This is a genomic window from Pseudomonas sp. Root569, assembly GCF_001427465.1.
Lineage (GTDB): Bacteria > Pseudomonadota > Gammaproteobacteria > Pseudomonadales > Pseudomonadaceae > Aquipseudomonas > Aquipseudomonas synxantha.
Genome location: NZ_LMGQ01000011.1, coordinates 127,328 through 153,802 on the forward strand (window position 1 = coordinate 127,328; position 26,475 = coordinate 153,802).

Consider the following 26,475-nt stretch of genomic DNA (forward strand, 5'->3'; position numbering starts at 1 on the left):
CAGTCGCTTGCGCAACTGACTTCTGTTTTTCTTATGGAGCAACCCGATGAACAGTCTTTCGCCCTTGTTTCGCCGCCTTGCCTTCGGTGTGTGTGCCACGCTTTGTATCAGCGTTGCGCACGCAGAGAGTGCGTCCTCGTACAAAGTCGGGGCAACGGCCAGTGGTTCGCCGTTTACCTTCCTAGATATCAAGAGCAATAGCATTCAGGGTGTGATGGTCGACGTGGCCGAAGCCGTGGGCAAGGCCGGTGGGTTCAGCAGCCAGATCGAGCAGACCAACTTTGCCGCGCTGATCCCTTCGCTGACTTCCGGCAAACTGGACTTTATTTCCGCCGGCATGCTCAAGACCGAAGAACGCACCAAGGTGGTCGACTTCAGCGCACCGGTGTATGCCTACGGTGAAGGCCTGATCGTCAGCGCCGACGACAATGGCGCATATCCCGACCTCACCCCGCTGAAAGACCAGGTGGTCGGCGTGCAAGCCGGGACGATCTTCTACGACCAATTGAACAAGCTGGGCATTTTCAAGGAAGTCCGCACCTACGACTCCATCGGCGAGATGGTCCGCGACCTGTCCCTGGGCCGCATCAAGGCCGCCGTCGGCGACCAGCCGGTGGTGGCTTACCAGATCCGCCAGAAGCTGTTCAAAGGCGTGAAACTGGCGTCTGACTACCAGCCCACCAATGTCGGCGAAGTTTGTCTGGTGGTGCGCAAGGGCGATGTCGCAACCCTGGAGCGCCTGAACAAAGCCATCGCCAGCATCAAGGCCGATGGCACCCTGGACAGTATTCTCAAGAAATGGGGGCTGGATACCCAGGCGCGCCCATGAACCTGGCTGAGTTCCTGCAAAACGCCCAGGACTTCCTGCCGATCCTGCTGCAAGGCGCCTGGGTGACAATCCAGATCACGGTGTTGTCGTTCCTGCTCAGCAGCGCCATCGGCCTGGTGCTGGCGTTGCTCAAGCTGTCGCCGATCCGTGCGTTGTCGTGGACGGCCAGTACCATCATCAATGTGATCCGTGGCCTGCCGATCATCGTACAGCTGTTCTACATCTACTTCGTGCTGCCGGACATGGGCATCCACCTCACCGCGTTCTACGCCGGAGTAATTGGCATGGGCATCGCCTATTCGGCGTACCAGGCCGAGAACTTCCGCACCGGCATCATTGCCGTCGAACAGGGCCAGCGTGAAGCCGCCGAGGCCTTGGGCATGCGCCCGATGCTGATGATGCGCCGGGTGATCCTGCCCCAGGCATTTCGCATCGCCCTGCCGCCCTACGGCAACACTTTGGTGATGATGCTCAAGGACTCGTCCCTGGTGTCCACCATCACCGTGGCGGAGATGACCCGCCAGGGCCAGCTGATCGCCTCGTCGACCTTTCAGAACATGACCGTCTACACCCTGGTCGCCCTGCTCTACCTGCTGATGAGCTTGCCGCTGGTATATGGCCTGCGCCGCATGGAGCAGTACCTGGGCCGGAGGAAAAAAGCATGATCGAGATTCGTCAGCTGCAAAAACACTACGGCGACCACCGCGTGCTGCACGGCGTCGACCTCGACGTGGCCAAGGGCGAAGTAGTGTGCCTGGTCGGCCCCTCGGGCTCGGGCAAATCCACCCTGCTGCGCTGCATCAATGCACTGGAAGCCTACGACGGTGGCCATATCAAGGTGTTCGGTGAAACTGTGCAGCGCGCCAGCAAGACCGTGCACACCCTGCGCAGCCGCATGGGCATGGTGTTCCAGCGTTTCAATCTGTTCCCCCACCGCACCGTGCTGGAAAACGTGATGGAAGGCCCGGTGTACGTCAAAGGTGAGCCGCCGCGGCAAGTGCGCGAGGAAGCCCTGGTGCTGCTGGAGAAAGTCGGCCTGAGCGCCAAGGCCGACGCCTACCCGGAACAACTCTCCGGCGGCCAACAGCAACGCGTGGCCATCGCCCGCGCCCTGGCGATGAAACCCGAGGCCATGTTGTTCGACGAACCCACCTCGGCCCTCGACCCGGAGCTGGTCGGCGACGTGCTGGCGGTGATGCGCACGCTCGCCGATGAAGGCATGACCATGATCGTGGTCACCCACGAAATGGGCTTCGCCCGTGAGGTAGCCGACCGTGTGTGCTTCCTGCATGGCGGCTATATCGTCGAAAGCGGCCCCGCCGAGCAGGTGCTGGGCAACCCACAGCATGCGCGCACCCAGGACTTCCTGCGGCGCGTGCTGCACCCCACCGGCAACACGCGGAGCCTGTCATGAAGTCGTTGTGGTCGGCGACTGCACCGTCAGTAGTGCCCACGCCCGCGTTGAACGAGTCAGTGAAGGTCGATGTGGCGATTGTCGGCGCTGGCTATACCGGCTTGTCGACAGCGCTGCACCTGGCCGAGCGTGGCGTGCACGTGTGCGTGCTGGAAGCCCATGAGCCAGGCTGGGGCGCATCGGGGCGTAACGGTGGGCAGGTCAACCCCACGCTCAAATATGACCCGGAGCAACTGGTAAGGATGTACGGGCCGGAGCGCGCCGAGACGCTGATCTCCACGGTGTCGGGCTCGGCAGACCTGGTATTCAAGCTGATCGAGCGACATGGCATCGATTGCGCCCCGGTGCGTAAGGGTTGGATGCAGGTGTCTTACAACGAAAGAGGCGTGACCAGGCTGCATGCGCGGGCGGACCAATGGGCTCGGCGCGGTGTGCCGGTGCAACATCTGGATGCCCGTGCAGTGGCGGCGCGCATGGGCAGCTCGGCGTTTGCCGGCGGCTGGCTGGATGGGCGTGCCGGCGCGATCCAACCCTTGGCATACGCCCGTGGCTTGGTCGCAGCAGCATTGGCGGCCGGTGCGCGGGTGCATGGCCACAGCGCGGTGACAGGGTTGCAGCGCCAGGGTTCGGCTTGGCAGTTGCAAACAGCGGGTGGCGCGCAGGTCACGGCCGATCAAGTGGTGCTGGCGACCAATGGCTACAGCAGTAACCTGTGGCCCGGCATGGCTCAGAGTGTGCTGGCGGCCAACAGTTTTATCGTCGCCACCAAGCCATTGAAGGGTCACGCAGCCCAGAGCATCTTGCCGGGCCAGGAAACCGTGTCTACCGCACAGAGGTTGCTGCTGTATCTTCGTAAAGACGCCTATGGGCGTCTGCTGATGGGTGGCCGCGGGCTGTTCAATGACCCCACCGGACCAGCCGACTTTGCCCACTTGGAGCGCTCATTGGCGCTGCTGTTTCCGCAATTGGGACCGCTGGAATTCGACTACCGCTGGGCCGGGCGTATCGCGATCACGCGGGACTTCATGCCCCATGTCCACGAACCGGCGCCGGGGCTGACCTTGGCACTGGGCTGCAATGGGCGTGGGATCGCGCTGTGTACCAGCCTGGGCCAGCAACTGGCCGGGCGGCTGTGCGACAGCCATACAGAGTTTGCCTACCCGGTGACGCCGTTGCAGCGGTTGCCGTTGCATGGGTTGCAGCGGTTTTATATTGGCGCTGGGGTGGCTTGGTACAGCTTGTTGGATCGGCTCAATATCGGTTGATCACATTTCAAGCACTGTCAATTTTCACAGGTTACCGCACGAGCAATACCCGCTAGGCTCACGCATCGGAGTTCAGGATGAGCTGGCTGAGTTGCAGGGCGATGAGCCGATGGAAAGGGACATGTTTATGAACAATCCAGACAGTCGCGCCGCCCGAGTCATCGGGCTGGCGTACAGCACCTGCTGTTATTTGGCGTTTTTGTTTACCTGTTTATATTTGATCGGTTTCGTTGGCAGTGTGGTGGTGCCTAAAAACATCAACGATGGGCCATTGGTTGCGTGGCCCACAGCCGTCTTGATCAACGGCGCACTGATCATTTTATTCGGCGTGCAGCACACGGTAATGGCCCGCAAAGGTTTCAAGCGCTGGCTGGCTACATTCATTCCCGCGCCGGCTGAACGCTCCACCTATGTACTGCTCAGCAGCCTGGTGCTCGGGGTGATGTTCTGGCTGTGGCAACCCATTCCCGACAGCGTCTGGGAGGTTGAAGCCGTGTGGGCCAAGACACTCCTGACCGGCCTGTTCTGGCTGGGCTGGGGTATCGTCTTGCTGGCAACCTTCTTGATCAGCCACTTCGAACTGTTCGGGTTGAAGCAGGCGATTGATCGTTGGCGCAACACGCAGCAGCAGGCACCGATATTCAGGACCCCGTTGCTCTACAAAATCGTGCGTCACCCGCTGTACCTGGGGTTTTTGATCGCGTTTTGGGCAACGCCGCATATGACGGTGGGTCATCTGGTGTTTGCGCTGGGGATGTCGGTTTATCTGTTCATAGGCGCCCGCTTCGAAGAGAGGGATTTGGTGATGCTGTTTGGCGAGCGGTATCGGCGCTATCAGAGTGAAGTGGGCATGGTTGTGCCGCGCCTCAACAGGCCCCGTCGCTAACCCACTGCCGCCTACCCACTGTAGGAGCGAGCTTGCTCGCGAAGATCGTCAACGATAACGGGGGTAACCTGGATGACCGTAGGGCCAGTAAGTTTTTCGCGAGCAAGCTCGCTCCTACGGGGGGGTATGGCTCGGACGTTTCCCACAGCTGTTTCAGGTTGTCGCTCGGAACTTCGCTGACTAACCTCTGGCCGTCGCTGCCAATTCAGCGACCGGGTTTGACCGTCCGAACTGTCAAGGAAGCTTTTCAACCAGAGGGTTTGCCCGTGATCAATGACACTACTCGACAAAATTCTGAGCTCCATCCCGAAGAAAACGAAGATCTATCCCACAATCGACTTTTCAATGTACGCGATGGCCTGGGCACTGAAACCCTGCTGGTCAATGCCTCTCAAGACCTGGCATCCATTACCGACATCGCCACCCACCTCGCTTTCGAAATCGACGGCGCCAACCGCAATGTAGCGCTGGGTATCTGCCGAATGCTCGAAGGCGTGCAGCTACTGGCAGGCAAGGTGCTGGATGAAACCCACCCCGTCGCGTAAAGACAAGACCGTATGAAGACCTCCAAACCATTGGAGATCCAAATGTGGGAGGGGGCTTGCCCCCGATTGCAGTGTGTCAGGCGCTACATTTATTGCTGACACTACGCTATCGGGAGCAAGCCCCCTCCCACATTTTGCTTTGGTGATGTGTTCAGAACACCGACCACCCAATCCGCTCACTCAACAACTCCAACGCCTTCATCCCCGCCAGCGAGTTCCCCGCCGCGTTCAACTCCGGCGACCACACGCACACCGTGAACTGCCCCGGCACCACCGCGACGATCCCTCCACCTACCCCACTCTTGCCCGGCAGCCCGACGCGGTAGGCAAAATTGCCCGCCTCGTCATACAGCCCGCTGGTGGCCATGATCGAGTTAACCTGCTTGGTCTGGCGCGCTGTCAAAATCTGCTCGCCACTGTGGGCACTCACGCCTTCGTTGGCCAGGAAACTGAACGCCCGGGCCAGGTCCAGGCAGCTCATCTGCAAGGCGCAGTAGTTGAAGTAGCTGTGCAGCACCGCGTCCACATCGTTGTGAAAGTTGCCGAAGGATTTCATCAGGTAGGCCATGGCCGCATTACGTGCGCCATGCTGGGCTTCGGACTCGGCAACCAGGCTGTTGACCAGGATCTGCGGGTTGCCCGACAGGCGCCGCACAAAGTCACGCATCGACAGGATCGGCACGGCGAAGCGCGATTGGTTGATGTCGCAGATCACCAGGGCGCCGGCATTGATAAACGGGTTGCGCGGGCGGCCGCGTTCGAATTCCAGTTGCACCATGGAGTTGAACGGCTGCCCCGACGGTTCATGGCCCAGGCGTTCCCAGATGCTCTCGCCGCCGTGATCAATGGCCTGCACCAGGCTGAACACCTTGGAGATGCTCTGCACCGAGAACAGGGTGTCGGCGTCACCGGCGCAATAAGCTGCGCCGTCATTACCGTATACCGCGATACCGAGTTGGTCGGCAGGCACATCGGCCAGTGCGGGAATGTAGTCGGCCACTTTGCCGAGGCCGATCAGGGGGCGCACTTCGTCGAGGATCGACTCGAGCAGCGCCTGCATATCTTGTCCTGTCATCTTTGTTTGAATCAGTAAAAAACCAGGCGCGCAGGATACGTTAATGGGCGCGGAAGCCCCACACAATCTCTACCACCCGCTCGGCAACCACAACGTACATCAGGATCAACAACAGTTGCAGCGCCAAGTGATAGCGCAACTTGGCCAGCCTTCGAATGCCATCACTGACGTTCAGCAACATCAATAGCGTCGACAGGATAATCAGTCCCCAACCGGCGACGTTGGAGGCGAACACCCCGATAAACAACTCACGCTGCCCCACCAGCGTATTGGTCCCCGCCGCGAACAACAGCGCGCACACCAGCAGATTCTTTACGTTGTCGAAGATCTGTGTGCTCAGGTCGTTGTCCAGCAACGCCAGATACCGCGTCCATAACGTGCGCATGCTTAAGTACCGAGTGGGAAGGCTCGTCAATCAAGGTAGTTCAATTGTGGGCGCTGTCGAGCGTTGGCCAGGCTTAGAAATGCGCCACATCCGAGACCTGCTCATCCAGCACATCCCGGGCCAGCGCCCAGGCGCGGTCCTTGGACTCCACCACCAGCAATGGGTAGCCCCAGGCCTTGCCGAATGTCACGGCAAAGGGCTTGAGGGCCAGGCGCTTGGCGGCGCTGGGTTCGACCTGGATCATGCCTCTGACGTAAGCGCGTAACGCCGCCTTGTGCTTCTTCATCCAGATCGAGGCCTGCTTGCGTTCTTCATGGGAGTGCGCGTGATTGTTTTCATCCACGGCTTTCTCGTGCAGTAGCACGAAGGGCTGCTTGCGGGCCAGCAGGCGTTCGAAAAGCAGAAAGGCATCCTCTGGGCCGCCCTGATTTGGCGCGTCGAAAACGATTTTCACCACAGGAAAAGTTGAACTGTCGAGTCGCATGGCAAAGCTCCTTGGATGAGATTGGTTCTCATCATAAGCGCCAAGGTGCTGGACGGCATTGCACATAATAGCCAGAATGTTTCGCAAACCAGCCAAGATAGCCAGCACCATGGTTCATCACCGCCTCGACCACTACGACCCCAGCCGGGTACGCGATGCCGCTGCCATCCCGCGCCAGATAGTTGCCGTGGGCGCATCCAGTACTTCCGAGCGCTGGGAACATACCCCCCACCACCATCAGCACGGGCAACTGATCTACACCTTGCGCGGCGTGGTGCATTGTGTGATCGAGGCCGGTATCTGGATCGTGCCGCCACAGTGCGCACTGTGGATACCCGGCGGTGTGATCCACGCGGCGCGGGGGGCCGGGGAAGCCGATGTGTATTGCCTGCTGATCGATCCCGGCGCTGCCAGCGCCCTGCCCCGCCAATGTTGCACCCTGTCGGTGTCGCCATTACTGCACGCGTTGATCGGCAAGGCGGTCAGTTTCCCCCCGCTCTACGACGAAGACGGTGCCCAGGGCCGGCTGGTGGCGACCTTGCTGGATGAGCTGGCCGAGGCCCCCATCGAGGCCTTGCATTTGCCGATGCCCCAAGACCCACGCTTGATGCGATTGGCCAATAGCTTACTGGCCAACCCCGGCGACAAATCCACCTTGGGCGAGTGGGCCATGCGCATAGGCATGAGCGAGCGCAGCATGACGCGCCTGTTGCTGGAGCAGATCGGTTTGAGTTTCGGCCGCTGGCGCCGCCAACTGCACGTGATCCTCTCGCTGCAACGCCTGGCCAACGGCGAAAGTGTGCAGAGCGTGGCCCTGGACCTGGGTTACGAAAATGCCAGCGGTTTTATCACCATGTTTCGCAAGGCGATGGGCCAGCCGCCGGCGCGCTACCTGGCGGACCGCATGGGTGCGACGAGTCAGGACGCCCAACCCGGTATCGCGATGCGCGAGGTCGCGGACTAAATGCAAATTTCTGATATTGAATAAATATCAACATTTTATATTTTAATAATTAGGTTAGAACCAAACGGCATTTTACAGGCTCGGCCGCTGGCCCTACTTTCACGTCTACGGACCGACCCCCTGCCCGGTGGAGGCTTGTTTACCGACCTCGACAAGGACCTGACCATGAGCATTGAATTCATCGGCTATATCGGCGGCCACCACGCCTCGGAAATCCACCCGCGCAGCGGCCCGACCCTGCAACCGGACTACGTCGAAAGCGTCGCCCGCGCCCATGAAACGGCGGGCTTCGACCGCGCCCTGATAGCCTTCCACTCCAACAGCCCGGACAGCACGCTGATCGCCGCCCATGCGGCCAGCGTCACCACCAGGCTGCAGTTTTTAATCGCCCACCGCCCGGGTTTTGCCCAACCCACATTGGCTGCACGCCAGTTCGCCACGCTGGATGTGTTCAACGGTGGGCGTACCGCCGTGCACATCATCACCGGCGGCGATGACAACGAACTGCGTGCCGATGGCAGCCATATCGGTAAGGACGAACGCTATGCGCGCACCGACGAGTACCTGAGCGTGGTGCGCCAGGAGTGGACCAGCGAGCAGCCCTTCGACTTCACCGGCACTTACTACCAAGTGCAAGGCGCGCACTCCACGGTGAAGTCGCCACAACAGCCGCATATCCCGCTGTATTTTGGCGGCTCTTCAGCGGCGGCGATTGCCGTGGCCGGCAAGCATGCGGATGTGTATGCGCTGTGGGGCGAAACCTATGAGCAGGTGCGCGAGGTGGTGACCCAGGTGCGCGCCGAAGCGGCCAAGCATGGGCGTACGATTCGCTTCAGCCTGTCGTTGCGGCCGATCCTCGCCGACACCGAGGAACTGGCGTGGCAACGTGCCGAGCAGATTCTGCAGCAGGCCACGGCGCTGGCCGAGAAGAATGGATTTGTGCGCCGCGAGCCGCCGAATGAAGGCTCGCGACGGTTGCTGGCGGCGGCGGCTCAGGGGTCGCGGTTGGATAAGCGTTTGTGGACCGGGATTGCCGGGTTGCTCGGGGCGCAGGGCAATTCCACGTCGTTGGTGGGCGCTGCTGAGCAAGTCGCAGAGGCGCTGTTGGATTACTACGACCTGGGAATTACCACCTTCCTGATTCGTGGGTTTGACCCGCTCAATGATGCGATTGACTATGGCAAGAAGTTGATTCCCCTCACCCGCCAGTTGGTTGCCGAGCGGGAGCAGGCCCAGCAAGTGGCTTAAGAACAATGTGGGAGGGAGCAAGCCCCCTCCCACATTTGATTTGCTGCGCACTCAGGATCAGTTTTTGTAGTCGGTATCAGTCCGCTCCAACTGCCGCACCAGCGCATTCCAATGCCGCGCCACTCCGGGCCCTTGCCCATTGCTGAACACCTTGGCCTGCTCCTCGACCTTGGCCACCACCTCTGCCGGCGGGAAGATCAACTCGGCATTCCCCGCCGCCTGCGCGGCGATCTGTATGTTGCAGGCGCGCTCAAGGCTTTGCAGTTGCTGGAAGGCGTGCTCGACGCTGACGCCTGCCGTCAACAAGCCATGGTTGCGCAGAATCATCACGCTCTTGTCGCCCAGGTCTGCCACCAGCCGCTCACGCTCATCCAGGTCCAGGGCCACACCCTCATAACCGTGGTAGGCCACGCGCCCGGAGAACGCAATGGAGTGCTGGGAAATCGGCAGCAAGCCGTCCTTCTGCGCCGACACCGCAATACCTTCGCGGGTATGGGTGTGCAGCACCGCTTGCAGGTCATGGCGCGCGCCGTGGATGGCGCTGTGGATCACGTAGCCGGCGTAGTTGATCCCCAGGCCAGTGGGGTCGTCGACGATGGTGCCATCGAGGTCGACCTTGACCAGGTTGGAGGCGCTGATTTCATCGAACAACAACCCGAAGGCGTTGATCAGGAAATGCTCGTCGGGCCCCGGTACACGGGCCGAGAAGTGCGTATAGATATGGTCAGTCCACTTGTACAAGGCCGCCAGGCGGTAGGCGGCGGCCAGTTTGACGCGCACCTCCCATTCCTCTGGCGTGACGCGCTGGCGGACGGTATTGGAAACACTGGAAAGCGAGGTGACGCTGCTCATGGCAAAACTTCCTGGATGGCCTTAAGGACTCAAGGCCAGCCTAGGGGAAGCAAAAAAATAATAAAAAGCACATTTTAATCTAAGCTAATTATTATTTTTTTTCATATCACGCGACGTTGCGGATCTTGTGCAGGGAGTCTGCCACCCACTGGCCAAACGCATCCACCGGCCCCTGCAGGTTGCCAAGGAAGTGCGGGTAGATCAGCCACAGGTCCATCACCGGCTTGAAGTCCTTGAGCGGCATCACTGCCAGCTGCTCGCGATGGGCACTGCGCTCCAATAACGGACGCGGTACCAGGCCAAGGCCGAGGCCGTCGGCCACCAAACCTAATTGCAGTTCGGTGCCGAAGGTTTCCAGGTTCACTCGCAGCGCCAGGCCCTGGTCAGACAAGGTGCGTTGCAAGCCGGCTCGGAAGCCGCAGCCGTCCGGGTTGAGGATCCAGCCGTTCTGGTACACATCCGCCAGCTTGCACGGCTTTTTCGGCAACTGCGCCTTGGCGCAGACCACCACCAGCTCCATCTTGCCGATGGACTCACCGACGATGTTGTCCGGAAAGATCTTGCCCGCCGGGAACAACGCCACCGCCGCATCCAGCTCGCCGCGTTCGATCTTGCCGACCAATTGGCTGCCCCAGCCGGTGGCGACCTGGGCGCGCAGGTCGGTGTATTCAGTGCGCAGGTGCTTGAGCGCGTCCAGCAACACCACGTCGCCGATGGTCTGCGGTACACCCAGGCGCAACACGCCGGTGGGCGGCGCATCGGTAGCTACCAGTTCGCGCAGGGCGTCCATCTCGCGCAGGATCAGCCGGCATTGTTCATAGACGCGCGTGCCGATCAGCGTCGGCTTGAGGGGCTTGGTGTTGCGGTCGAACAGCTCCACGCCCAGGGCCTGCTCGAAGTTCTGCACACGCCGGGTAATGGCCGGCTGGGTCAGTTGCAACGACTCGGCGGCATGGCTGATGGACTGGCAACGAATCACTTCGACAAAGGCATCGATATCGTCAATTTTCATTTGGGCCGCACATAGAGATCAGTCATTAAGATGTGCGTGAAGCATAGTTGCCGCCAACCGGTCTGGATAGCCCACGCTGTGATCGATAACGTCTAACCCTATTCAAACCGGATCTAAATTACCTTCGGCTATAAGCTAATCATTAAAAAATAGCATATTAACCATAAACATTATGCTTATATAAAGCCATCAACCCAGCCGATGGAATGGTCATGACCCAGGCCCGACACCCCGAGAGACTCAGAGCCTTCATAGGCGCCCTGGCGGAACTGATCGACGCCAACCCGCGTGAAGGCGACCTGCTGCACCGTGGCGGCAAGCTGCTGGCGCAACTGGTCAGCCATGATGACTGGCTCCCTGACGAATTCGCCCAGCCTGACCCCGAGCGCTACCAGCAGTTTTTGCTGCATGCCGATTCGCGCCAACGTTTCAGCCTTGTCAGCTTCGTGTGGGGGCCGGGGCAACGCACACCGATTCATGACCATCGGGTATGGGGGCTGATCGGCATGTTGCGCGGCTCGGAATTTTCCCAGGGGTTTGCCCGTGCCCCCGATGGCAGCCTGATGGCTGAAGGCAAACCGACGCAGCTATTGCCGGGTCAAGTCGAAGCGGTGTCGCCCAGGATTGGCGATATTCATCAGGTCAGCAATGCCCACGCCGACCAGGTGTCCATCAGCATCCATGTATACGGCGCCAATATCGGTGCGGTGCGCCGTGCGGTGTATCAGCCCGACGGTAGCGAAAAACTGTTTATCTCTGGTTATTCCAACGCCTATCTCCCGAATATCTGGGACTTGTCCAAAGAAAAGAGCCCTGCCCTATGACCACCGTATCGACCCGCCGCTATGCGCAGATTCGCCAGGCCCTGTTGGACCGTGAAGAAGTCGCGCTGATCGACGTGCGCGAGGAAGCGCCGTTTGCCGAGGCCCACCCGCTGTTCGCCGCGAATATCCCGCTGTCCAAGCTGGAACTGGAGGTGTATTCGCGCATTCCACGCCGCGACACCCAGGTCACCCTGTATGACAACGGTGAAGGGCTGGCCAGCCGCGCCGCCGAACGCCTGGTTGCGCTGGGCTACACCCAGGTCAGCCTGCTTGAAGGCGGGCTGGAGGGTTGGCGCCGGGCCGGTGGCGAGCTGTTTATCGACGTCAACGTACCCAGCAAGGCCTTTGGCGAACTGGTCGAGAGCCAGCGCCATACGCCGTCCCTGGCCGCCGAAGACGTGCAGGCCCTGCTCGACAGCCAGGCCGATGTGGTGGTGCTCGACGCCCGCCGTTTCGACGAATACCAGACCATGAGCATCCCCACCGGCATCAGCGTGCCAGGCGCCGAACTGGTACTGCGCGCCCGCGAACTGGCACCCGACCCGGCCACGCGCATTATCGTCAACTGCGCCGGGCGCACCCGCAGCATTATCGGCACCCAGTCGCTGATCAATGCCGGCGTTCCCAACCCCGTGTCAGCCCTGCGCAACGGCACGATCGGCTGGACATTGGCCGGGCAAACACTGGCCCACGGCCAAGCCCGCCGCTTCGCGCCAACGCCAGAGGAACACCGCCAGCGCGCCGCCGAGGCTGCGCGCCGCGTCGCCGACAAGGCCCGGGTCGGTCGCGCCAGCCTTAACGATCTTCACCGCTGGCAGCAGGATGCGACGCGCACCACCTACCTGTTCGATGTGCGCACCCCGGAAGAATTCGAAACCGGCCATTTGCCCGGCGCACGCTCCACGCCCGGCGGCCAATTGGTGCAGGAAACCGATCACGTTGCCAGCGTACGCGGGGCGCGCCTGGTGCTGGTGGACGACGACGGCGTGCGCGCCAATATGTCCGCTTCCTGGCTGGCCCAGTTGGGCTGGCAGGTGCATGTGCTGGATGACCTGCAAGCGACGCATTTCAGCGAACGTGGCGCGTGGGTCGCACCGGTCCCTGCGCCGCCCCAGGCCGAACTGATCTGCGCGCCTACCCTCGCCGACTGGCTGGGCCATGGCGACACCCTGGTGCTGGACTTCACTGCCAGCGCCAACTATGTCAAACGCCATATTCCCGGGGCCTGGTGGATCCTTCGCGGGCAACTGCCCCAGGCCCTGGCCAATGTGCCACCTGCGCAACGCTACGTATTGACCTGCGGCAGCAGCCAGTTGGCGCGCCTGGCGGTGGCCGAAGTCGAGGCCCTGACTGGCAAGCAGGTGTTCCTGCTACAGGACGGCACCGCCGGCTGGATCGCCGCGCAACTGCCTCTGGAAGAAGGCGAAACCCACCTGGCCTCGCCGCGTATCGACCGCTACCGCCGCCCCTATGAAGGCATCGATAACCCTCGGGAAGCCCTGCAGGCTTACCTGGACTGGGAGTTCGGCCTGGTCGCGCAACTGGCCCGCGACGGCACCCATGGTTTCTATGTGATCTGAGTCACCGCTGCACCGTTCCCACGGACATCCGACCCCTTCTCCAGGCGGAGGTATCTCCTTTTATCCAACGCCTGGAGTTTGCCCCATGCTGTACGCCACCCCATTCAAACGCCTGCTGCTGGGCGCTGCATTGGCCCTCGGCCTGTCCACCGCCCAGGCCGCCGACCTGCAACCGCTGCGCGTAGCCAACCAGAAGTCCACGATCAAGGCACTGCTGGACGCTTCTGGCGAAAGCCAAAACGTTCCCTATGAAATCAAGTGGTCGGAATTCCCCTCGGCCTCGCCCCTGGGCGAAGCGCTGAATGCCGGCGCCGTGGATGTAGGCGCCCTGGGCGATGCTCCCTATGTATTCGCCTTGGGCGCGGGCGCATCGATCAAAGTGATCAGCATCATCCATGCCGAAGGGCGTAACACCACTGCACTGCTGGTGCCCAAGGACTCGCCGATCAAGACCGCGGCGGATCTCAAGGGCAAGAAAATCGTCACCGGCCGCGGCTCCATCGGGCACTACCTGGCCATCAGAGCCCTGAACGATGCAGGCCTGAGCACCCAGGATGTGCACTTCATTTTTCTGCTGCCCGCCGAGTCACGGCTGGTGCTGGACAACGGCACTGCGGATGCCTGGGCAACATGGGACCCCTACACCACCGTGGTCACCTCACAGAGCAACGCCCGCGTGCTGGTCAGCGGCAAGAACCTGTTGAGCAATCACCTCTATTTCGCCGCCACCGGCCAGGCGATCGCCGACAAACGCGTGCAACTGGACGACTTTGTCGCACGGGTTGACCGCGCCTACGCCTGGGCCAACACCCACCCCGATGAATATGCCGCCGCCCAGGCCAGGATCACTGGCTTGCCATTGGCCGTGCACATCGAAGTGGCCAAGGACACCCACCTGTCACCCGTCAAAATTGACGACAGCGTGGTCCGCGGCCTGCAAGCCACCGCCGACACCTATGTCAAAGAAGGCCTGCTACCCAAGCACATCGACGTCTCCCAGGGCTTCGACCCAAGCTTCAACGCCAAGCGCGGGCTCCAGCTGTAGTGCCAGCCCCGCTCAAGGCGCTGGCCTGGACACTCTCCCTTCCCACTTTGACCGAGTACCTGCTGATGACTCACTCGTCTCTACGGGCTGTGGACGTCGTCGATTTCGACACCACGCTCGAACGCCTCAGCGCCGAACTGGCCAGCACCGCCCACGTCTATGACGAAAGCGGCGCCTTCCCCCACGCCAACTTCAAGCTCTTGCACCAGCACGGCCTGCTCGCCCTGACCGTGCCCAAGGCTCTCGGCGGCGGCGGTGCCAGCCTGGCCCAGGCGCGCAAGGCCATCAGCGCGATAGCCAAGGGCGAACCGTCCACGGCGCTGATCCTGGTGATGCAGTACCTGCAACACAGTCGCCTGCAAGACAGCCAGACCTGGCCCGCACACCTGCGCATCAAAGTTGCTGAGGATGCCGTGCGCAACGGCGCGCTGATCAACGCCCTGCGTGTCGAGCCGGACCTGGGCACCCCGGCCCGTGGCGGTCTATCGGCCACCACCGCGGTGCGCGGTGCCGACGGCTGGCGTATCAGCGGGCGCAAGCTCTACTCCACCGGCAGTCATGGCTTGAGCTGGTTCAGCGTGTGGGCGCGCAGCGATGATGCCGACCCGCTGGTAGGCGCCTGGCTAGTGCCCAAGGACAGCCCCGGCGTGAGCATCATCGACACCTGGGATCACCTGGGCATGCGCGCCACCTGCAGCCATGAGGTGGTACTCGACAACGTGCTGGTGCCGCTGGACCACGCCGTCAGCACCAGCCCCTGGAGCGCACCGCAGTCGGAGCTCGACGGTGACGGCTTGCTGTGGATGTCGGTGCTGCTGTCGTCGGTTTACGACGCCGTGGCCCAGGCGGCGCGGGACTGGCTGGTGAACTGGCTGGAGGAACGCAAGCCATCCAACCTCGGCGCGGCGCTGTCCAGCTTGCCGCGTTTCCAGGAGACCGTCGGCCATATCGACACCCTGCTGTTCGCCAACCGCAGCCTGCTCGACGCCGCCGCCGAGGGGCATACCCCGGCCGCTAACGCTGCACAGTTGAAGTACCTGATCACCCATAACGCCATTCGCGCCGTGGAACTGGCCATCGAGGCCTCCGGCAACCCCGGCCTGTCACGCCACAGCCCGCTGCAACGGCATTATCGCGACGTGCTGTGCAGCCGCGTACACACCCCGCAGAACGACGCGGTGTTGCAAGGCGTCGGCAAAGCCGTGTTCACCCAACGCCAGAAGGAACGCACATGAGCCAGGTGATTATTGCCAGTCAGTTGGACGAAGACTTCAACCAGGTGATCCGTGAGCGCCTGGCACCGCTGCACCCCGAGGCCCAGGTGTTCGGATTGCCGGTCGGCGTGCCCAGCGACCTGCCGCCCCAGGCCAATATCCTGTTGCTGCGTCCGATCAACGTACGCGGCTACACCGCGCCCGACACACCGCCGCCGGGCTGGCCCTATGGCGCGCAATGGGTGCACCTGGTGTCGTCGGGTATCGACTTTTACCCACAGTGGCTGTTCAACGGCCCACCCGTGACCACGTCCCGGGGCAGCGCCGCCGACAACCTCGCCGAGTTCGCCCTAGCCGCGATCTTTGCCGCGTCCAAGCACTTGCCGGATATCTGGGTGAAGGACGCGCAGTGGCATTTCACTGCTCTGCGCCCGCTCAAGGGCACCACCCTGGGCATTCTTGGCTTTGGTGCGATTGGTGAAAGCCTGGCGCAAAAGGCCCTGGCCCTGGGCGTCAAGGTGGTCGCGCTGCGTCAGAGCCAGGCACCCTTCAGTGCCGGTGTTGAAGCGGCCACGGACATCCACGACCTGTTCGCCCGCGCCGACCACCTGGTGGTGGCGGCACCGCTGACCGAAGCCACACGCCATATCATCAACCGTGACGTGCTGGCCAGCGCCAAGCCTGGGCTGCACCTGATCAACATTGCGCGTGGAGGGTTGCTCGATCAGGAGGCATTGCTGGAGGCGCTGGATAACGGCCAGGTCGGCCTGGCCTCGCTTGACGTGACCGAGCCGGAACCCTTGCCGGATGGGCACCCGTTGTACAGCCATCCACGGGTGCGGTTGTCACCGCATACGTCGGCGATTTCGACCAACAGCAAGGATGAAATTGCCGATGCGTTTTTGGCGAATCTGGAGCGGTATATCGACGGCCTTACTTTGGCGAATCTGGCGAATCCATAACGCCAAACACAGATCAAAATGTGGGAGGGGGCTTGCTCCCTCCCACATTGGTTCTTTGTTGACGGGCAATACTCATTTGATGCGGTAGTGGAAGGTGTTGCGCACTGCCGGCACGGCCACGGGCTTGCCGTCGACGACTCTGGGCTGGTAACGAAAGGTATTCGCCGCCGCCAATGATGGCCGGATAAACAGCGGGTGGCAGCCGTCCAGTACCTTGGGATTCTCCACGCGACCCTGAATGTTGACGCTGTACTCCAAGGTGCAATCGCCTTCAATATTCTTGTCCAGGGCGCGCTCGGGATAGTCCGGCGCTGCCTTGCTCAGGGGTTGATATTGGCGGCTGTCGAAGGCTGGCGCAGGTATGGCAGCCCGGGCTTTTTCAGCGGCCAGGCGTTGCTGATCAAGGCGTTGTTGTTCCAGCTCGCGGTTGCGTTGTTCGGTGGCGAGCCGCTCCTGCTGTTGTTCGGCTTTCTTCTCCTCGACACGTTTACGCGCCAAGGCGGCTTTCTCGAGTTTTTGCACCTGCACCTGCGGGTCGACCCTGGGCTTTGCCGGCACCGGTACAGGCTCAGGCTCAGGGGGTGCGGAGGTAGCCACCAACGGTTCAGGCGCGGGCGCAGCTGGCAACATGACCAACTGCGTGTGCATCACCCGAGGCGCATCCACCACCGGCTTTTGCGTCGACCAGCCCATCATCAACGCGGCCAGCACGCCCACATGCAGCGCCACCGCCAGGCCGGCAGCGAGGCTGTTTCTCCAAACCCCCGAAGCATCCCTGGGCGTCATCGCCGGAGTGGGACTATGCATGATCATCGCCGTCATTGCGGGGCCTCGGTCACCAGTCCCAGGTTGCTGACACCGCTCTTTTGCAACACCGCCATGGCCGCGACCACCGGGCCATAACCGGCGTTGTCGTCAGCGCGGATATACACCTGGGTGTCACTGCGCGCCGCCACCACCTGCATGACCTTGGCGCCCATTTCTTCCAGGCTTACGGCGCTGTCGGTCTGATGCTGGGTATCGAGTTCGCCGCCGAGGTTCCAGTAGTAGCCACCGTCGGCCTTTACCGACAGCGTGAGGATCTGCTGGCGGGTGTCGGTGGCCAGCGCCTCGGCGGCGACCTTGGGCAGTTCGATCTTCACGCCCTGGGTCAGCATCGGCGCGGTGACCATGAAGATCACCAGCAGCACCAACATCACGTCGATATACGGCACCACGTTCATTTCGGCCTTGGGCCCGTGCTTGCGTTGCGGCCTGACTAACATGGGAATTGCTCCTTTCAGGCGGCCACGGCCAGGTTGCTCGACGTGCCGCTCAGGGAGCGGTGCAGGCGCACTTGCAGCTCATTGCCAAACGCGTAGTAGCGGGTGAGCAGTGTCTGGCCGCGGGCCGCGAAGCGGTTATAGGCGATTACCGCGGGGATGGCCGCAAACAGGCCGATGGCCGTGGCGATCAAGGCTTCGGCGATGCCCGGCGCTACGGTGGACAACGTGGCCTGTTGCACCTGGGACAGGCCGATAAAGGAATTCATGATGCCCCACACCGTGCCGAACAGGCCGATGTAAGGGCTGACCGATCCCACGGTGGCGAGAAATTGCAGGCCCTTTTCCAGCTCGATTTCCTGCTCGGTGATCGCTACCTGCAAGGCGCGCTCCACGCCTTCGAGCACAGCCGGGTCATGATTGTGCAGGTGCTGGTATTCCTGGACCCCGGCGATAAAGATCGGCGCGATGCCGCCCTCGCCCGCCTGCAGCGTGTCGCGGTACAGCGCCTGCAAATCCGGTGCGGCACGAAAACGCTGCACGAAACCGTTCAACTGCCGTTCCAGGCGGCGCAGCACACTGCCGCGCTGGATTATCAGGTACCAACTGAGCAAGGACGCCCACAGCAAGGTCAGCATGACCGCCTTGACCAACAGGCTGGCGTCGCTGATCAACCCCCAGATCGTCATATGTTCCATCGTCGCGTGCATGGTCAAACTCCTATTCGATTGAAAATGAATGACTGCCTGATGACAGACTCAAGGCAACTTCAAGGCGCGGGCCACCTCGGCCCAGGGCACGAACTTGAAGTTCTGGGTTTGCTCGGGCATGCGCTTGCGTCCGTCCTGCACCACCAGCATGCCCTGGCTCCATGGCCCGCCGAGGTTGACGGCCGTGACCTCGAGGCCGTCGGTTTCGGAGGCACCATCGATACCGGCGGCGGCATTCAAGCCAACGCGCAGGGCACCGTGCACGGCAAACGGCGGTTCGGCGTCCACCACCAGGTAGCTGTCATTGCCCTGGCTGGAGATCACCAGATAGTCACGTTGATCGCTCTGGTACAGCGCCAGGCCCTCGACATCCGCATGCAGCTGCGGGCCGACCTTGATCACGCTGGTCAACGTTGCCGGCTGATCGGCGCGTGCATCCACTGCCCATACACCGACGTCTTCCTCACCGATAAACAGGCGCTGGCGTTGATCATCGGCCACGCAGCCTTCGGGTTGGCTGTCGACCTTGAACTGGCGCACCAGCTCGCCTTGCACACGCCCATCCGGCGCGCTGAGACGGTATTGCAGGAAGGTGCCGTCCTTGCCGTTGGCAATCGCGTAGATCTCGCCGCTGGCAGGCTGGAACAGGCAGATGCCATAGATGTCCTTGAGCGGCGTGGTCACTTCCCCGGCTTCACGCAGCTCGCCGCTCTGACGGTCGATGCTGAACAGGCTCAGGCTGTTGCGGTCGCGGTTGCTCGCCACGGCCAGGTCGACCGTTTGTGCGCCGAGCTTGAAGTTGGAACGTACATCGACGTTATTCAGACGGCCCACCGCCAGCTCCTGCAACAGCTTGCCGTCGAGGTCATAGGCGAGCAGGCCCTGTTTTTTGTTGGTGCCGAGCACACGGCTGCTGGCCGGTGTCTGAGGGTGAATCCAAATCGCCGGGTCATCCGCCGCATCGCCTTGACGGCCGACCGGGTCGCTCTGGCGCAAGGCCGCGACCTCCGGCAACACCGGGGCGACTACAACGGGCTTGGCCTGCCAGTCGAGCCTGGCCTGATAAAGCTTGCCGCTGTCGTCATCGCGCACCAACAACTGGCGACCATTGATCGCCAATTGCTGTGGCTCTTTCAGACCCGCCAGGCTCAAGCTCGATTGCTCCGCCCAGCGCTCGCCGGCTTGCTGGAACAGGTGCAACTGGGCGGTCTTCGGGTCCAGCGCAACCATGCCACCCGGCACCAGCGCCATGGCCCCGGCTTCGCGCTTGGGGTTGTCGAACAGCGCCACAGGCGTGCGTTTCACCTCAGCTTCGGGATGCGCAGGGTAGGCCCACCAGCCGACATTCTCTTCATTGACAACCAACTGCTGGGTGGCGTCGTCCACCTGGCAGAACTGCGCCGACGGCGGCAGCGGCAAACCGCGTACCCGCTGGGGTTCAGTGAGCAGCGTCGAGCCGTTGCCTACCAGCCATTGCTCGCCCTTGCCCTCTTCACCTACCAGGAATACGAACAGGTTGGCCGCCGAATCGCGATAAAGGCACAGGCCATTCACCGAGTAGTCACGGGTTGGCAGGTACAGGGGCTTGCCCCAGTTTTTGCTGGCGGTATCCAGGCTGATCAGCAACGCCTGTTGGCGGTCATTGTCGAGGCTGGCGACCAGTACTTGTGCACCGGCAGGCCGGGTGTCGAGGCTGGTGAAGTTGCCTTTGAAGCGCGCCAGTTCGACGCCCTGGCTGTCGAGCAGTTGTAGCCCGTCGCGGGTACCGGCGGCCAGGCGCTCGGTGGCGTTGGGCAAGAAGGCCACGGCTTCGGCATTCAAGCTCGGCGCCCAAGGCGACAGGGCCAGGTCGGTGGCAAAGGCATTGGCGCTGGTGACCAGCGCGATCAACAGGTACAGCTTGGAAATTCTCATGAACAGGCAAAATCCTTCGAATACGATAAAGATCCAATGTGGGAGGGGGCTTGCTCCCGATGGCAGTGGTTCAGTGAATACAATGGAGGCTGACACACCGCTATCGGGAGCAAGCCCCCTCCCACATTGGAATCCAGGTGTGGTTTAGAAATGGGTGAAGGTCAGGCCCACTTTGTAGGTCGGGCCGTACTCTTCGTACTGGCCGTTGTAGCTGCGGTGGCCGGTGTAGACGAAGTACGATTCATCAGTGAGGTTCTGGGCCTCGAAGCTGACTTGCAGGTTCTTGGTCACCGAGTAGCGCGCACTGAAGTCGACGAAGGTCTGCGCGTCGACGTGCAGGTCATGGGCCTTGTCGTTGATCGAGGCCAGTTCATACAGGTAGGCCGATTTATAGTTGGCCGACAGGCGCAGGCTGAGCTTGTCGTCTTCCCAGCCAAGCATCAGGTTGCCGACCGTGTCCGACTGATTGGGCAGGCTGATGCTGCGCTTGCGGTTGCGCCCGCTGGCGCTGTCGAAACCCTCGATATCCGCGCTGGAGCGGCTGAAGGTGCTGTTGGCACCGACCAGCAAGCCGTTCCACGGCGCGGGCAACCAGTCGAACTTCTGTGAGTAGGCCAGCTCCAGGCCGTAGAGTTTGGCGCTGTCGCCATTGGCGTAGGTGTGGGCCTCGGAGAAGTTGGCCCAGGCACCCGTGCCGGCCACGTCGGTGTTGTAGACGAAGTTCTGGATATCCTTGTAGAACACGAACGCCGATACGGTGCCGGCGCGGCCCATGAAGTGTTCGATGCCCAAGTCCAGGTTGCTCGATTCCAGGGGCTTGAGGTCCGGGTTACCGAAGGTGGCTTCGTCATCATCGATCACGAAACCCGGCGCCAGCTGGCCGAATGTTGGGCGCACCACGGATTTGGTCCAGGCAGCGCGCACCTGGGTGTTCTTATCGATCTGATAGCGTGCGTGCAGGCCCGGCAACCAATGGTGATAACGCCGCTTGGTCTCTGTGGCGCTGAACTGGCCGTCGGTGGCGCCGGTGCCCTTGGCTTCGAACTCGGTGCCCTCGTAACGCATCCCGGCGATGAACCGCCAGTCGTCGATATCGACGGTGTTCATCAGGTAGCCGGCGTTGATATCTTCGCGGATGGTGAAGTCGTTGACCCTGGATTCGGTGGGGTCGTAGAAATCATCCCGATTGAGGCCACCAATCAGTTGGCGGATATTACCCGCGCTGATGCCTGGGCCATATCGGCCGAGACGGTAGTCAACGCTGCCCTTCTGGAACTGCGTGAGGTTGAGCTGTTCATCACTGAAGCCTTGTTGATCCAAGTCCTTGTAAACCCAGGCCTCCAAGTCGTTGTCCTTGTTGCGGCGGCTGACCTTGCCACCGAACTTGAACTGGGAGGCATAGCCACTCAGGTCATAGTCACGGGCCAGGTCCAGGCGCAGGTTTTTCTCGGTGTCCTTTGTGTACTGTTTCTCCCAGTCGACCTTGTCGAGGCTGAAGTTGCTGGCGTCGTAGAAGCCGCTGGCGATGATCGGGCGAGGTTTGTCCTTGTCGTAGAAACCGCTGTTGGCAAAGTCGCCGCCGTCGAAGGTGGCGCCCGCAATGTGCGCCGGGCTGTCTTCGCTGGACTGGCTGTAGCCGGCCTGGCCGCTGAGGGTCCACAGGCCCAGCATGCGCTCGCCGCCGAACACGTAGGACTGGATCTGCTGGGTTTCCTCACGGTTTTTCAGCTTGCGCTTGCCCTCGGCATCGCCCAGCTCGCCAGGCGCTTGCGGGTCGGCAAATTCAAGGCTGGCGGCGTTGCGGGTTTCGGTGTCCTTGTAGCGGCTGTAGAGGGTACGCAGGTAATAGCTGCTCAGGTCGTCGGGCTTGTAGTCGAAGTTCAGGCCGCCACCTGCGCGTTCGCGGCTGATGTCGTACTCGCGCTGTTCGAACTCGTTGAGCCTGGCGCCGTCGGTGAAATCCCAGGCGCCACCGGTTTCGACGTTGTCTGAGCCAAAGTCGCGCTTTTGCCAGCTCAGCGCTGCGGCCACGCCGAAGTTGTCGATGCCGTCGCCGAGGCTGAAGCGATTACTGGCGGCACCGGAGAATTTCGGGCTGGTCTGGCGAGTGTTCTTGTCGTAGCTGGCTTCGGTGCTACCGGTATAGAACAGCCCCTTGTGATCGAACGCCGACAAGCTCTTCACATCCACGGTGCCACCGAGAGAGTTGGCGTCCATGTCCGGTGTCAGGGTCTTGATCACCGACAGCGACTGCACCAACTCCGAGGGCAGCACATCGAGGGCCACGGCGCGGCGCTCGCTCTCTGGCGCGGGCACCAGGGTGCCGTTGATGGTGACGCTGTTGAGGTCCGGGCCCAGGCCGCGCACGCTGACAAAACGCCCTTCGCCCTGGTCGCGCTCCACGCTGATGCCCGGTAGGCGCTGCACCGCTTCGGCGACGTTTTCATCCGGTAACTGGGCTACACCGTCGGCATGTACCACGCTCCTGATGCTGTCGGAAGAACGTTGTTCCTTGAGGGCGCTGTCCATGGCAGCGGCCTGGCCGACCACTTCGACATGCTCGGTGGTGGCCGCCTCGGCCGCCGTGAGCCGCTCGCTGGCCATCGCCAGGGCCAAGGCGGTAAGCGTGAAGCTGACGAGCCCGGTGCGCTTGTACATGCAATCCTCCCCAAGAATCCGTTGGCGCCAGGCAAGAGGGCCCGGCAACTGGGAGGGCACGCTAGGGGTGGAGGATGACGGTTCTGTGACAGCATTGAGTGGCCATGTCCGTAAACCGCAGGTTTGCACGGATTTTTGGCTTGGAATGAGCTGATATGACCTCAGCAGTTCTCATGTGGAAGGGGGCTTGCCCCCGATAGCGGTGTGACAGCTACAAATAAGCTGACTGATACACCGTCATCGGGAGCAAGCCCCCTCCCACATGTTTAATCTTTGTTGCCTGTGAGATGAGCTGATTCGACCCTCGCCCACCGTCATCCAACGGTCACATCCATCTGCTGTGCTGGCGCCCATCGCTCATTCGCCCAAGGAATCGCAGCCATGCCTGGCGTGCTCAAGCCCCACCGCTGGAAACTCTCATTGCTGCTGGTCGCCGCCAATCTCGGGCTGATCCTGCACCTGGCCTGTGGCGAATTGAAAAGCGTCAGTGAGTGGGTGTGGCTGGATATTGTCGGCGAAGGCGGTTCCGCCCTGCTCGCCCTGGTATGGCTGGGGCTGGTGCTCAAAAGCCGCCCCGCAGGGCGCGTCACCAACTACCTGGCGCTGGGCCTGTCGTGCATCTTTTTCTCCTGGTGGATCGACAGCCTCGACGAGTTTATCCGCCTGCCCGACAGCATCACCTGGGACCATTGGCTGGAGTCCGGACCGATGCCGGTGGGCATGGTCCTGCTGACCATCGGCATCTACCACTGGCACCGCGAACAACTGGCGATCAGCGCGCAGATGGAAAAACGCGAGCGGCTGTTCCGTGAGCATCGGCTGTTCGACAAACTCACGCCGCTGGCCGGCGCCGATTACCTCAAGCGCCAGTTGGCTGACAGCCTGCAAGACAGCCGCGACCAGCAACAGCCGCTGTCGCTGCTGGCCCTGGACCTGGACAACTTCGCCGCCATCAACCAGGCCTACGGGCATGCCGAGGGCGACGCGGTACTACAAGCCCTCAGCCATTTGCTGCTGCTCAACCTGCGCCGCCAGGACCTGCTGTGCCGCCTGGCCGGCGACCGCTTTGTGGTGCTGCTGCCCAATACCGGTGAACGCCAGGCCAGGGAGCTGGCGCTGGAGTTGCAGCAGGCAGTGCTCGGCCTGGCCCACAAGACCCGGCACCAAGGCGAACGCCTGCAACTGGCCGCGACTACCGCCGTGGTCATGGCCCTTGAAGAACCGCCCCAGAACTTGCTCAAGCGCCTGAACCTGGCGTTGGCCAGGGCTAAGCAACCGCTTGCGAAAAGTGCCTGAGATGGCCGTGAAAACCAGCTGGTATGAAGTCGACAGCCGCTTCATCCCAGGGCATTACCAACCCGCCGCGCTGATCGACCTGGCCTTGTCCCGCGACATCGACAGCCATCGCCTGCTGCGCGGCACCGGCCTGTTTCACGAGGACATCCTGGCCGGCACCGCGCACCTGAGCCCGCAACAGTTCTTCGGCCTGATCGGCAACAGCCGCAAGTTATTGGACGCCGACGACAGCAGCTTCCTGTTTGGCCAGCGTTTGCTGCCGGGCTATTACGGCGCCGCCAGCCACGCCCTTGGCCATGCGCAGAACCTGCACCAGGCCCTGGAGATCCTGGTCCAGCAACAGGTGCTGCTCAGCCCGTTGGCCACCCTGCAATTGGAGCTGGATGAGCATCGCGCCTACCTGTACTGGCTGGACAGTTGCGGCGCCGGCGAGCACTGGCGTTTCCTGCTGGAAGCCTGCATGACCTCGCTGATCGCCATGAGCCAATGGCTAAGCGGCGAGCGCCTGCCATGGGCATGCAGTTTCAGCCATGCCGAGCCGCGTTATATCGAGCAGTACTGGGTGCACCTGGGCGAAGACACGCGCTTCGAACGCCCGCTGGACATGATGAGTATCCCGCGTGAATACCTCACCCGCCCCTGGCCTGGCGCCTCGGTTACGGCCGGTCAGGTTGCGCGTAGGCAGGCCCGCGAGCAGATCGAACAGCTGGGTTTTGCCGGCAGTTTTCTCGACTGTCTCTACGACTACCTGCGCGATCAAGTACGCCAGCCGCCCAGCCTGGAACAGGCGGCCCAGGCCTTCGCCATGAGCCCGGCGACCCTCAAGCGCAAGTTGAACAAGCACGACACCGGTTTTCAACAGCAGGTGGACCGGGTACGCAAGCAGGTGGCGTTGCACCTGTATCAGCTCAAGGGCTACAGCAATGATGAGGTGGCGGCGTACCTGAACTTCAACGATGCGGCGAACTTCCGGCGCTCATTCAAGCGCTGGACCGGCAGCACCCCGAACCTGATCCGCCAGCTGTTCAACAGCCGCTAGCCAGGCGCTCGCGTAAAAACTCCACCAGCGCCTGCACCGGCCGTGAGCTTTGCCGGTGCTGGGGATACACCGCCGACAGGGTCAGGGCTTCGGGGGCGAAGTCGTCCAGCAGTGTCACCAGGCGCCCGTCTTTCAACGCATCCGCGACGATAAAGGTCGGCAGGTAGGTCACCCCCAGCCCGGCAATGGCGGTATCACGCAACAACTCGCCGTTATTCACGCGCATACGCCCACTGACATTCAACCCCTGCAACTTGCCTTTGAAGCGCCATTGCACCTGGCGACCATGGCCGTAGGGCAGACAGTCGTGCGCGGTCAGGTCCTCGGGTTTCAATGGCGTCCCGCGCAGCGTCAGGTAATCGGGGCTGGCGCAGTACACCCGCTGCACGCTGGCGATCCGTCGGGCGATCAGGGTGGAATCTTCCAGGGTGCCGATGCGCAGCACCAGGTCGTAGCCCTCGCCGATCAAGTCCACAGGGCGGTCGCTCAGGTCGACTTCCACCGACACCTGCGGATGACGTTGCAGGAACAACGGCAGCAGGCAGCCCAGGTGAGCCATGGCGAATGACAACGGCGCGCTGAGGCGGATGGTACCGCGCGGCTCGCTGTTCTGGCCAGCGATGCCCTGCTCCACTTGCTCGACTTCACCGAGCAGGCGCAGGGCGGATTCGTAGTAGCTCTGGCCCAGTGGCGTGACATCCAGGCGCCGCGTAGAACGATTGAGCAGGCGCACACCAAGGCGCTCTTCCAGCTGGATCAGGCGGCGGCTGACGAATTGCTTGGACAGGCCCAGTTGCTCGGCGGCGGCGGTGAAACTGCCGGACTCCATGACCTGGCAGAACAGGCGCATGTCTTCGAAGGGGTTCATTGTCGCTTCTCGGTGGACGATGGGCTGATTTATAGCCTGTCGGTGGCCACACCACAAACCTAATATGGGAACACAATCAAAATGTGGGAGGGGGCTTGCTCCCGATGGCGGTGTGTCAGTCAAAAATGCTGTGACTGACACACC

Annotated in this window: 26 protein-coding genes; 15 read left to right on the forward strand and 11 right to left on the reverse strand. The window is 62.0% G+C overall.

Annotated elements, in window-relative coordinates; all coding sequences use genetic code 11:
- Positions 1–46 precede the first annotated feature (46 nt).
- The 6 genes from ASD70_RS11465 (at position 47) to ASD70_RS11490 (ending at position 4,939) form a co-directional block, all read left to right on the forward strand.
- Positions 47–829 (forward strand): ABC transporter substrate-binding protein, encoded by a 783-nt coding sequence (locus ASD70_RS11465; RefSeq protein ID WP_056846477.1) that lies wholly within the window; start codon positions 47–49, stop codon positions 827–829.
- Positions 826–1,494 carry an amino acid ABC transporter permease gene (locus ASD70_RS11470; RefSeq protein WP_046072262.1) on the forward strand — a complete coding sequence of 223 codons (669 nt, stop codon included), beginning with the start codon at positions 826–828 and terminating at the stop codon, positions 1,492–1,494. The genes ASD70_RS11465 and ASD70_RS11470 overlap by 4 nt, the downstream gene beginning before the upstream one ends.
- Positions 1,491–2,243, forward strand: coding sequence for an amino acid ABC transporter ATP-binding protein (locus tag ASD70_RS11475; RefSeq protein WP_046072261.1), 753 nt, complete (start codon positions 1,491–1,493; stop codon positions 2,241–2,243). The genes ASD70_RS11470 and ASD70_RS11475 overlap by 4 nt, the downstream gene beginning before the upstream one ends.
- Positions 2,240–3,508: an NAD(P)/FAD-dependent oxidoreductase gene (locus ASD70_RS11480; RefSeq protein ID WP_056846478.1), complete on the forward strand. Its 1,269-nt coding sequence runs from the start codon at positions 2,240–2,242 to the stop codon at positions 3,506–3,508. Before ASD70_RS11475 ends, ASD70_RS11480 begins: the two co-directional genes overlap by 4 nt.
- 127 nt (positions 3,509–3,635) lie before the next feature.
- Positions 3,636–4,394: a methanethiol S-methyltransferase gene (gene mddA / locus ASD70_RS11485; protein WP_056846493.1), complete on the forward strand. Its 759-nt coding sequence runs from the start codon at positions 3,636–3,638 to the stop codon at positions 4,392–4,394.
- A gap of 266 nt (positions 4,395–4,660) precedes the next feature.
- Positions 4,661–4,939: a DUF6124 family protein gene (locus tag ASD70_RS11490; RefSeq protein WP_233518681.1), complete on the forward strand. Its 279-nt coding sequence runs from the start codon at positions 4,661–4,663 to the stop codon at positions 4,937–4,939.
- A 151-nt stretch (positions 4,940–5,090) separates the two neighbouring features.
- Here the strand turns inward: ASD70_RS11490 and glsB are convergent, their stop codons facing one another.
- The 3 genes from glsB to ASD70_RS11505 form a co-directional block, all read right to left on the reverse strand.
- Positions 5,091–5,999: a glutaminase B gene (glsB, locus tag ASD70_RS11495; RefSeq protein WP_046072259.1), complete on the reverse strand. Its 909-nt coding sequence runs from the start codon at positions 5,997–5,999 to the stop codon at positions 5,091–5,093.
- Positions 6,000–6,054: 55 nt separating this feature from the next.
- Entirely contained in the window at positions 6,055–6,399 is a 345-nt protein-coding gene (locus ASD70_RS11500) for a hypothetical protein (RefSeq protein WP_046072258.1), read from the reverse strand.
- 73 nt (positions 6,400–6,472) lie between these two features.
- Positions 6,473–6,883: a hypothetical protein gene (locus tag ASD70_RS11505; RefSeq protein WP_056846479.1), complete on the reverse strand. Its 411-nt coding sequence runs from the start codon at positions 6,881–6,883 to the stop codon at positions 6,473–6,475.
- 109 nt (positions 6,884–6,992) lie between these two features.
- On the opposite strand from ASD70_RS11505, the gene ASD70_RS11510 reads away from it, so the two are divergent.
- Both ASD70_RS11510 and ASD70_RS11515 read left to right on the forward strand, forming a co-directional pair.
- Positions 6,993–7,847 carry an AraC family transcriptional regulator gene (locus ASD70_RS11510; protein ID WP_056846494.1) on the forward strand — a complete coding sequence of 285 codons (855 nt, stop codon included), beginning with the start codon at positions 6,993–6,995 and terminating at the stop codon, positions 7,845–7,847.
- Positions 7,848–8,012: 165 nt separating this feature from the next.
- Positions 8,013–9,095 carry an LLM class flavin-dependent oxidoreductase gene (locus tag ASD70_RS11515; RefSeq protein WP_056846495.1) on the forward strand — a complete coding sequence of 361 codons (1,083 nt, stop codon included), beginning with the start codon at positions 8,013–8,015 and terminating at the stop codon, positions 9,093–9,095.
- Positions 9,096–9,152: 57 nt separating this feature from the next.
- On the opposite strand, the gene ASD70_RS11520 is transcribed toward ASD70_RS11515, so the two are convergent.
- Both ASD70_RS11520 and ASD70_RS11525 read right to left on the reverse strand, forming a co-directional pair.
- Complete coding sequence (locus tag ASD70_RS11520; protein WP_056846480.1) at positions 9,153–9,947, reverse strand: class II aldolase/adducin family protein; 795 nt, start codon at positions 9,945–9,947, stop codon at positions 9,153–9,155.
- Between the two features lie 106 nt (positions 9,948–10,053).
- Positions 10,054–10,959, reverse strand: coding sequence for a LysR family transcriptional regulator (locus tag ASD70_RS11525; RefSeq protein WP_046072255.1), 906 nt, complete (start codon positions 10,957–10,959; stop codon positions 10,054–10,056).
- A 212-nt stretch (positions 10,960–11,171) separates the two neighbouring features.
- Between ASD70_RS11525 and ASD70_RS11530 the strand changes: the two genes are divergently transcribed.
- From ASD70_RS11530 to ASD70_RS11550, 5 genes are all read left to right on the forward strand, one after another.
- On the forward strand, positions 11,172–11,783 hold the full coding sequence (locus tag ASD70_RS11530) for a cysteine dioxygenase (RefSeq protein ID WP_046072254.1): 612 nt from the start codon (positions 11,172–11,174) through the stop codon (positions 11,781–11,783).
- Positions 11,780–13,363: a rhodanese-related sulfurtransferase gene (locus tag ASD70_RS11535; protein ID WP_056846481.1), complete on the forward strand. Its 1,584-nt coding sequence runs from the start codon at positions 11,780–11,782 to the stop codon at positions 13,361–13,363. Before ASD70_RS11530 ends, ASD70_RS11535 begins: the two co-directional genes overlap by 4 nt.
- 85 nt (positions 13,364–13,448) lie before the next feature.
- Complete coding sequence (locus tag ASD70_RS11540; protein WP_056846482.1) at positions 13,449–14,408, forward strand: ABC transporter substrate-binding protein; 960 nt, start codon at positions 13,449–13,451, stop codon at positions 14,406–14,408.
- 65 nt (positions 14,409–14,473) lie between these two features.
- Positions 14,474–15,643: an acyl-CoA dehydrogenase family protein gene (locus tag ASD70_RS11545; protein ID WP_056846496.1), complete on the forward strand. Its 1,170-nt coding sequence runs from the start codon at positions 14,474–14,476 to the stop codon at positions 15,641–15,643.
- Positions 15,640–16,584 carry a D-isomer specific 2-hydroxyacid dehydrogenase family protein gene (locus ASD70_RS11550; RefSeq protein WP_056846483.1) on the forward strand — a complete coding sequence of 315 codons (945 nt, stop codon included), beginning with the start codon at positions 15,640–15,642 and terminating at the stop codon, positions 16,582–16,584. Before ASD70_RS11545 ends, ASD70_RS11550 begins: the two co-directional genes overlap by 4 nt.
- Before the next feature lie 72 nt (positions 16,585–16,656).
- Here the strand turns inward: ASD70_RS11550 and ASD70_RS11555 are convergent, their stop codons facing one another.
- The 5 genes from ASD70_RS11555 to ASD70_RS11575 all read right to left on the reverse strand — a co-directional run bounded on the left by ASD70_RS11555 (position 16,657) and on the right by ASD70_RS11575 (position 23,128).
- Positions 16,657–17,406: an energy transducer TonB gene (locus ASD70_RS11555; RefSeq protein ID WP_056846484.1), complete on the reverse strand. Its 750-nt coding sequence runs from the start codon at positions 17,404–17,406 to the stop codon at positions 16,657–16,659.
- A complete protein-coding gene (gene tolR, locus ASD70_RS11560) occupies positions 17,403–17,849 on the reverse strand; it encodes a protein TolR (protein WP_056846485.1) in 447 nt (148 codons plus the stop codon). The genes ASD70_RS11555 and tolR overlap by 4 nt, the downstream gene beginning before the upstream one ends.
- A 14-nt stretch (positions 17,850–17,863) precedes the next feature.
- Positions 17,864–18,556 carry a protein TolQ gene (gene tolQ / locus ASD70_RS11565; RefSeq protein ID WP_056846486.1) on the reverse strand — a complete coding sequence of 231 codons (693 nt, stop codon included), beginning with the start codon at positions 18,554–18,556 and terminating at the stop codon, positions 17,864–17,866.
- A 48-nt stretch (positions 18,557–18,604) separates the two neighbouring features.
- On the reverse strand, positions 18,605–20,470 hold the full coding sequence (locus tag ASD70_RS11570) for a phytase (protein ID WP_056846487.1): 1,866 nt from the start codon (positions 20,468–20,470) through the stop codon (positions 18,605–18,607).
- A 144-nt stretch (positions 20,471–20,614) separates the two neighbouring features.
- Positions 20,615–23,128, reverse strand: coding sequence for a TonB-dependent receptor (locus ASD70_RS11575; protein WP_056846488.1), 2,514 nt, complete (start codon positions 23,126–23,128; stop codon positions 20,615–20,617).
- Positions 23,129–23,509: 381 nt separating this feature from the next.
- Here ASD70_RS11575 and ASD70_RS11580 point away from each other — a divergent pair, with 381 nt between their 5' ends.
- On the forward strand, positions 23,510–24,424 hold the full coding sequence (locus tag ASD70_RS11580) for a GGDEF domain-containing protein (RefSeq protein WP_046072245.1): 915 nt from the start codon (positions 23,510–23,512) through the stop codon (positions 24,422–24,424).
- Between the two features lies 1 nt (position 24,425).
- Positions 24,426–25,463 carry an AraC family transcriptional regulator gene (locus ASD70_RS11585; protein WP_046072244.1) on the forward strand — a complete coding sequence of 346 codons (1,038 nt, stop codon included), beginning with the start codon at positions 24,426–24,428 and terminating at the stop codon, positions 25,461–25,463.
- On the opposite strand, the gene ASD70_RS11590 is transcribed toward ASD70_RS11585, so the two are convergent.
- Positions 25,450–26,331 (reverse strand): LysR family transcriptional regulator, encoded by an 882-nt coding sequence (locus ASD70_RS11590; RefSeq protein WP_056846489.1) that lies wholly within the window; start codon positions 26,329–26,331, stop codon positions 25,450–25,452. The genes ASD70_RS11585 and ASD70_RS11590 overlap by 14 nt on opposite strands.
- Positions 26,332–26,475: the final 144 nt, after the last annotated feature.

Excerpts from the sequence above, each read along its gene's own strand:
- ASD70_RS11465 (WP_056846477.1), top strand. The coding sequence starts at position 47 with ATGAACAGTCTTTCGCCCTTGTTTCGCCGCCTTGCCTTCGGTGTGTGT.
- ASD70_RS11470 (WP_046072262.1), top strand. The coding sequence starts at position 826 with ATGAACCTGGCTGAGTTCCTGCAAAACGCCCAGGACTTCCTGCCGATC.
- ASD70_RS11475 (WP_046072261.1), top strand. The coding sequence starts at position 1,491 with ATGATCGAGATTCGTCAGCTGCAAAAACACTACGGCGACCACCGCGTG.
- ASD70_RS11480 (WP_056846478.1), top strand. The coding sequence starts at position 2,240 with ATGAAGTCGTTGTGGTCGGCGACTGCACCGTCAGTAGTGCCCACGCCC.
- mddA (WP_056846493.1), top strand. The coding sequence starts at position 3,636 with ATGAACAATCCAGACAGTCGCGCCGCCCGAGTCATCGGGCTGGCGTAC.
- glsB (WP_046072259.1), bottom strand. The coding sequence starts at position 5,999 with ATGCAGGCGCTGCTCGAGTCGATCCTCGACGAAGTGCGCCCCCTGATC.
- ASD70_RS11500 (WP_046072258.1), bottom strand. The coding sequence starts at position 6,399 with ATGCGCACGTTATGGACGCGGTATCTGGCGTTGCTGGACAACGACCTG.
- ASD70_RS11505 (WP_056846479.1), bottom strand. The coding sequence starts at position 6,883 with ATGCGACTCGACAGTTCAACTTTTCCTGTGGTGAAAATCGTTTTCGAC.
- ASD70_RS11510 (WP_056846494.1), top strand. The coding sequence starts at position 6,993 with ATGGTTCATCACCGCCTCGACCACTACGACCCCAGCCGGGTACGCGAT.
- ASD70_RS11515 (WP_056846495.1), top strand. The coding sequence starts at position 8,013 with ATGAGCATTGAATTCATCGGCTATATCGGCGGCCACCACGCCTCGGAA.
- ASD70_RS11520 (WP_056846480.1), bottom strand. The coding sequence starts at position 9,947 with ATGAGCAGCGTCACCTCGCTTTCCAGTGTTTCCAATACCGTCCGCCAG.
- ASD70_RS11525 (WP_046072255.1), bottom strand. The coding sequence starts at position 10,959 with ATGAAAATTGACGATATCGATGCCTTTGTCGAAGTGATTCGTTGCCAG.
- ASD70_RS11530 (WP_046072254.1), top strand. The coding sequence starts at position 11,172 with ATGACCCAGGCCCGACACCCCGAGAGACTCAGAGCCTTCATAGGCGCC.
- ASD70_RS11535 (WP_056846481.1), top strand. The coding sequence starts at position 11,780 with ATGACCACCGTATCGACCCGCCGCTATGCGCAGATTCGCCAGGCCCTG.
- ASD70_RS11540 (WP_056846482.1), top strand. The coding sequence starts at position 13,449 with ATGCTGTACGCCACCCCATTCAAACGCCTGCTGCTGGGCGCTGCATTG.
- ASD70_RS11545 (WP_056846496.1), top strand. The coding sequence starts at position 14,474 with ATGACTCACTCGTCTCTACGGGCTGTGGACGTCGTCGATTTCGACACC.
- ASD70_RS11550 (WP_056846483.1), top strand. The coding sequence starts at position 15,640 with ATGAGCCAGGTGATTATTGCCAGTCAGTTGGACGAAGACTTCAACCAG.
- ASD70_RS11555 (WP_056846484.1), bottom strand. The coding sequence starts at position 17,406 with ATGACGGCGATGATCATGCATAGTCCCACTCCGGCGATGACGCCCAGG.
- tolR (WP_056846485.1), bottom strand. The coding sequence starts at position 17,849 with ATGTTAGTCAGGCCGCAACGCAAGCACGGGCCCAAGGCCGAAATGAAC.
- tolQ (WP_056846486.1), bottom strand. The coding sequence starts at position 18,556 with ATGCACGCGACGATGGAACATATGACGATCTGGGGGTTGATCAGCGAC.
- ASD70_RS11570 (WP_056846487.1), bottom strand. The coding sequence starts at position 20,470 with ATGAGAATTTCCAAGCTGTACCTGTTGATCGCGCTGGTCACCAGCGCC.
- ASD70_RS11575 (WP_056846488.1), bottom strand. The coding sequence starts at position 23,128 with ATGTACAAGCGCACCGGGCTCGTCAGCTTCACGCTTACCGCCTTGGCC.
- ASD70_RS11580 (WP_046072245.1), top strand. The coding sequence starts at position 23,510 with ATGCCTGGCGTGCTCAAGCCCCACCGCTGGAAACTCTCATTGCTGCTG.
- ASD70_RS11585 (WP_046072244.1), top strand. The coding sequence starts at position 24,426 with ATGGCCGTGAAAACCAGCTGGTATGAAGTCGACAGCCGCTTCATCCCA.
- ASD70_RS11590 (WP_056846489.1), bottom strand. The coding sequence starts at position 26,331 with ATGAACCCCTTCGAAGACATGCGCCTGTTCTGCCAGGTCATGGAGTCC.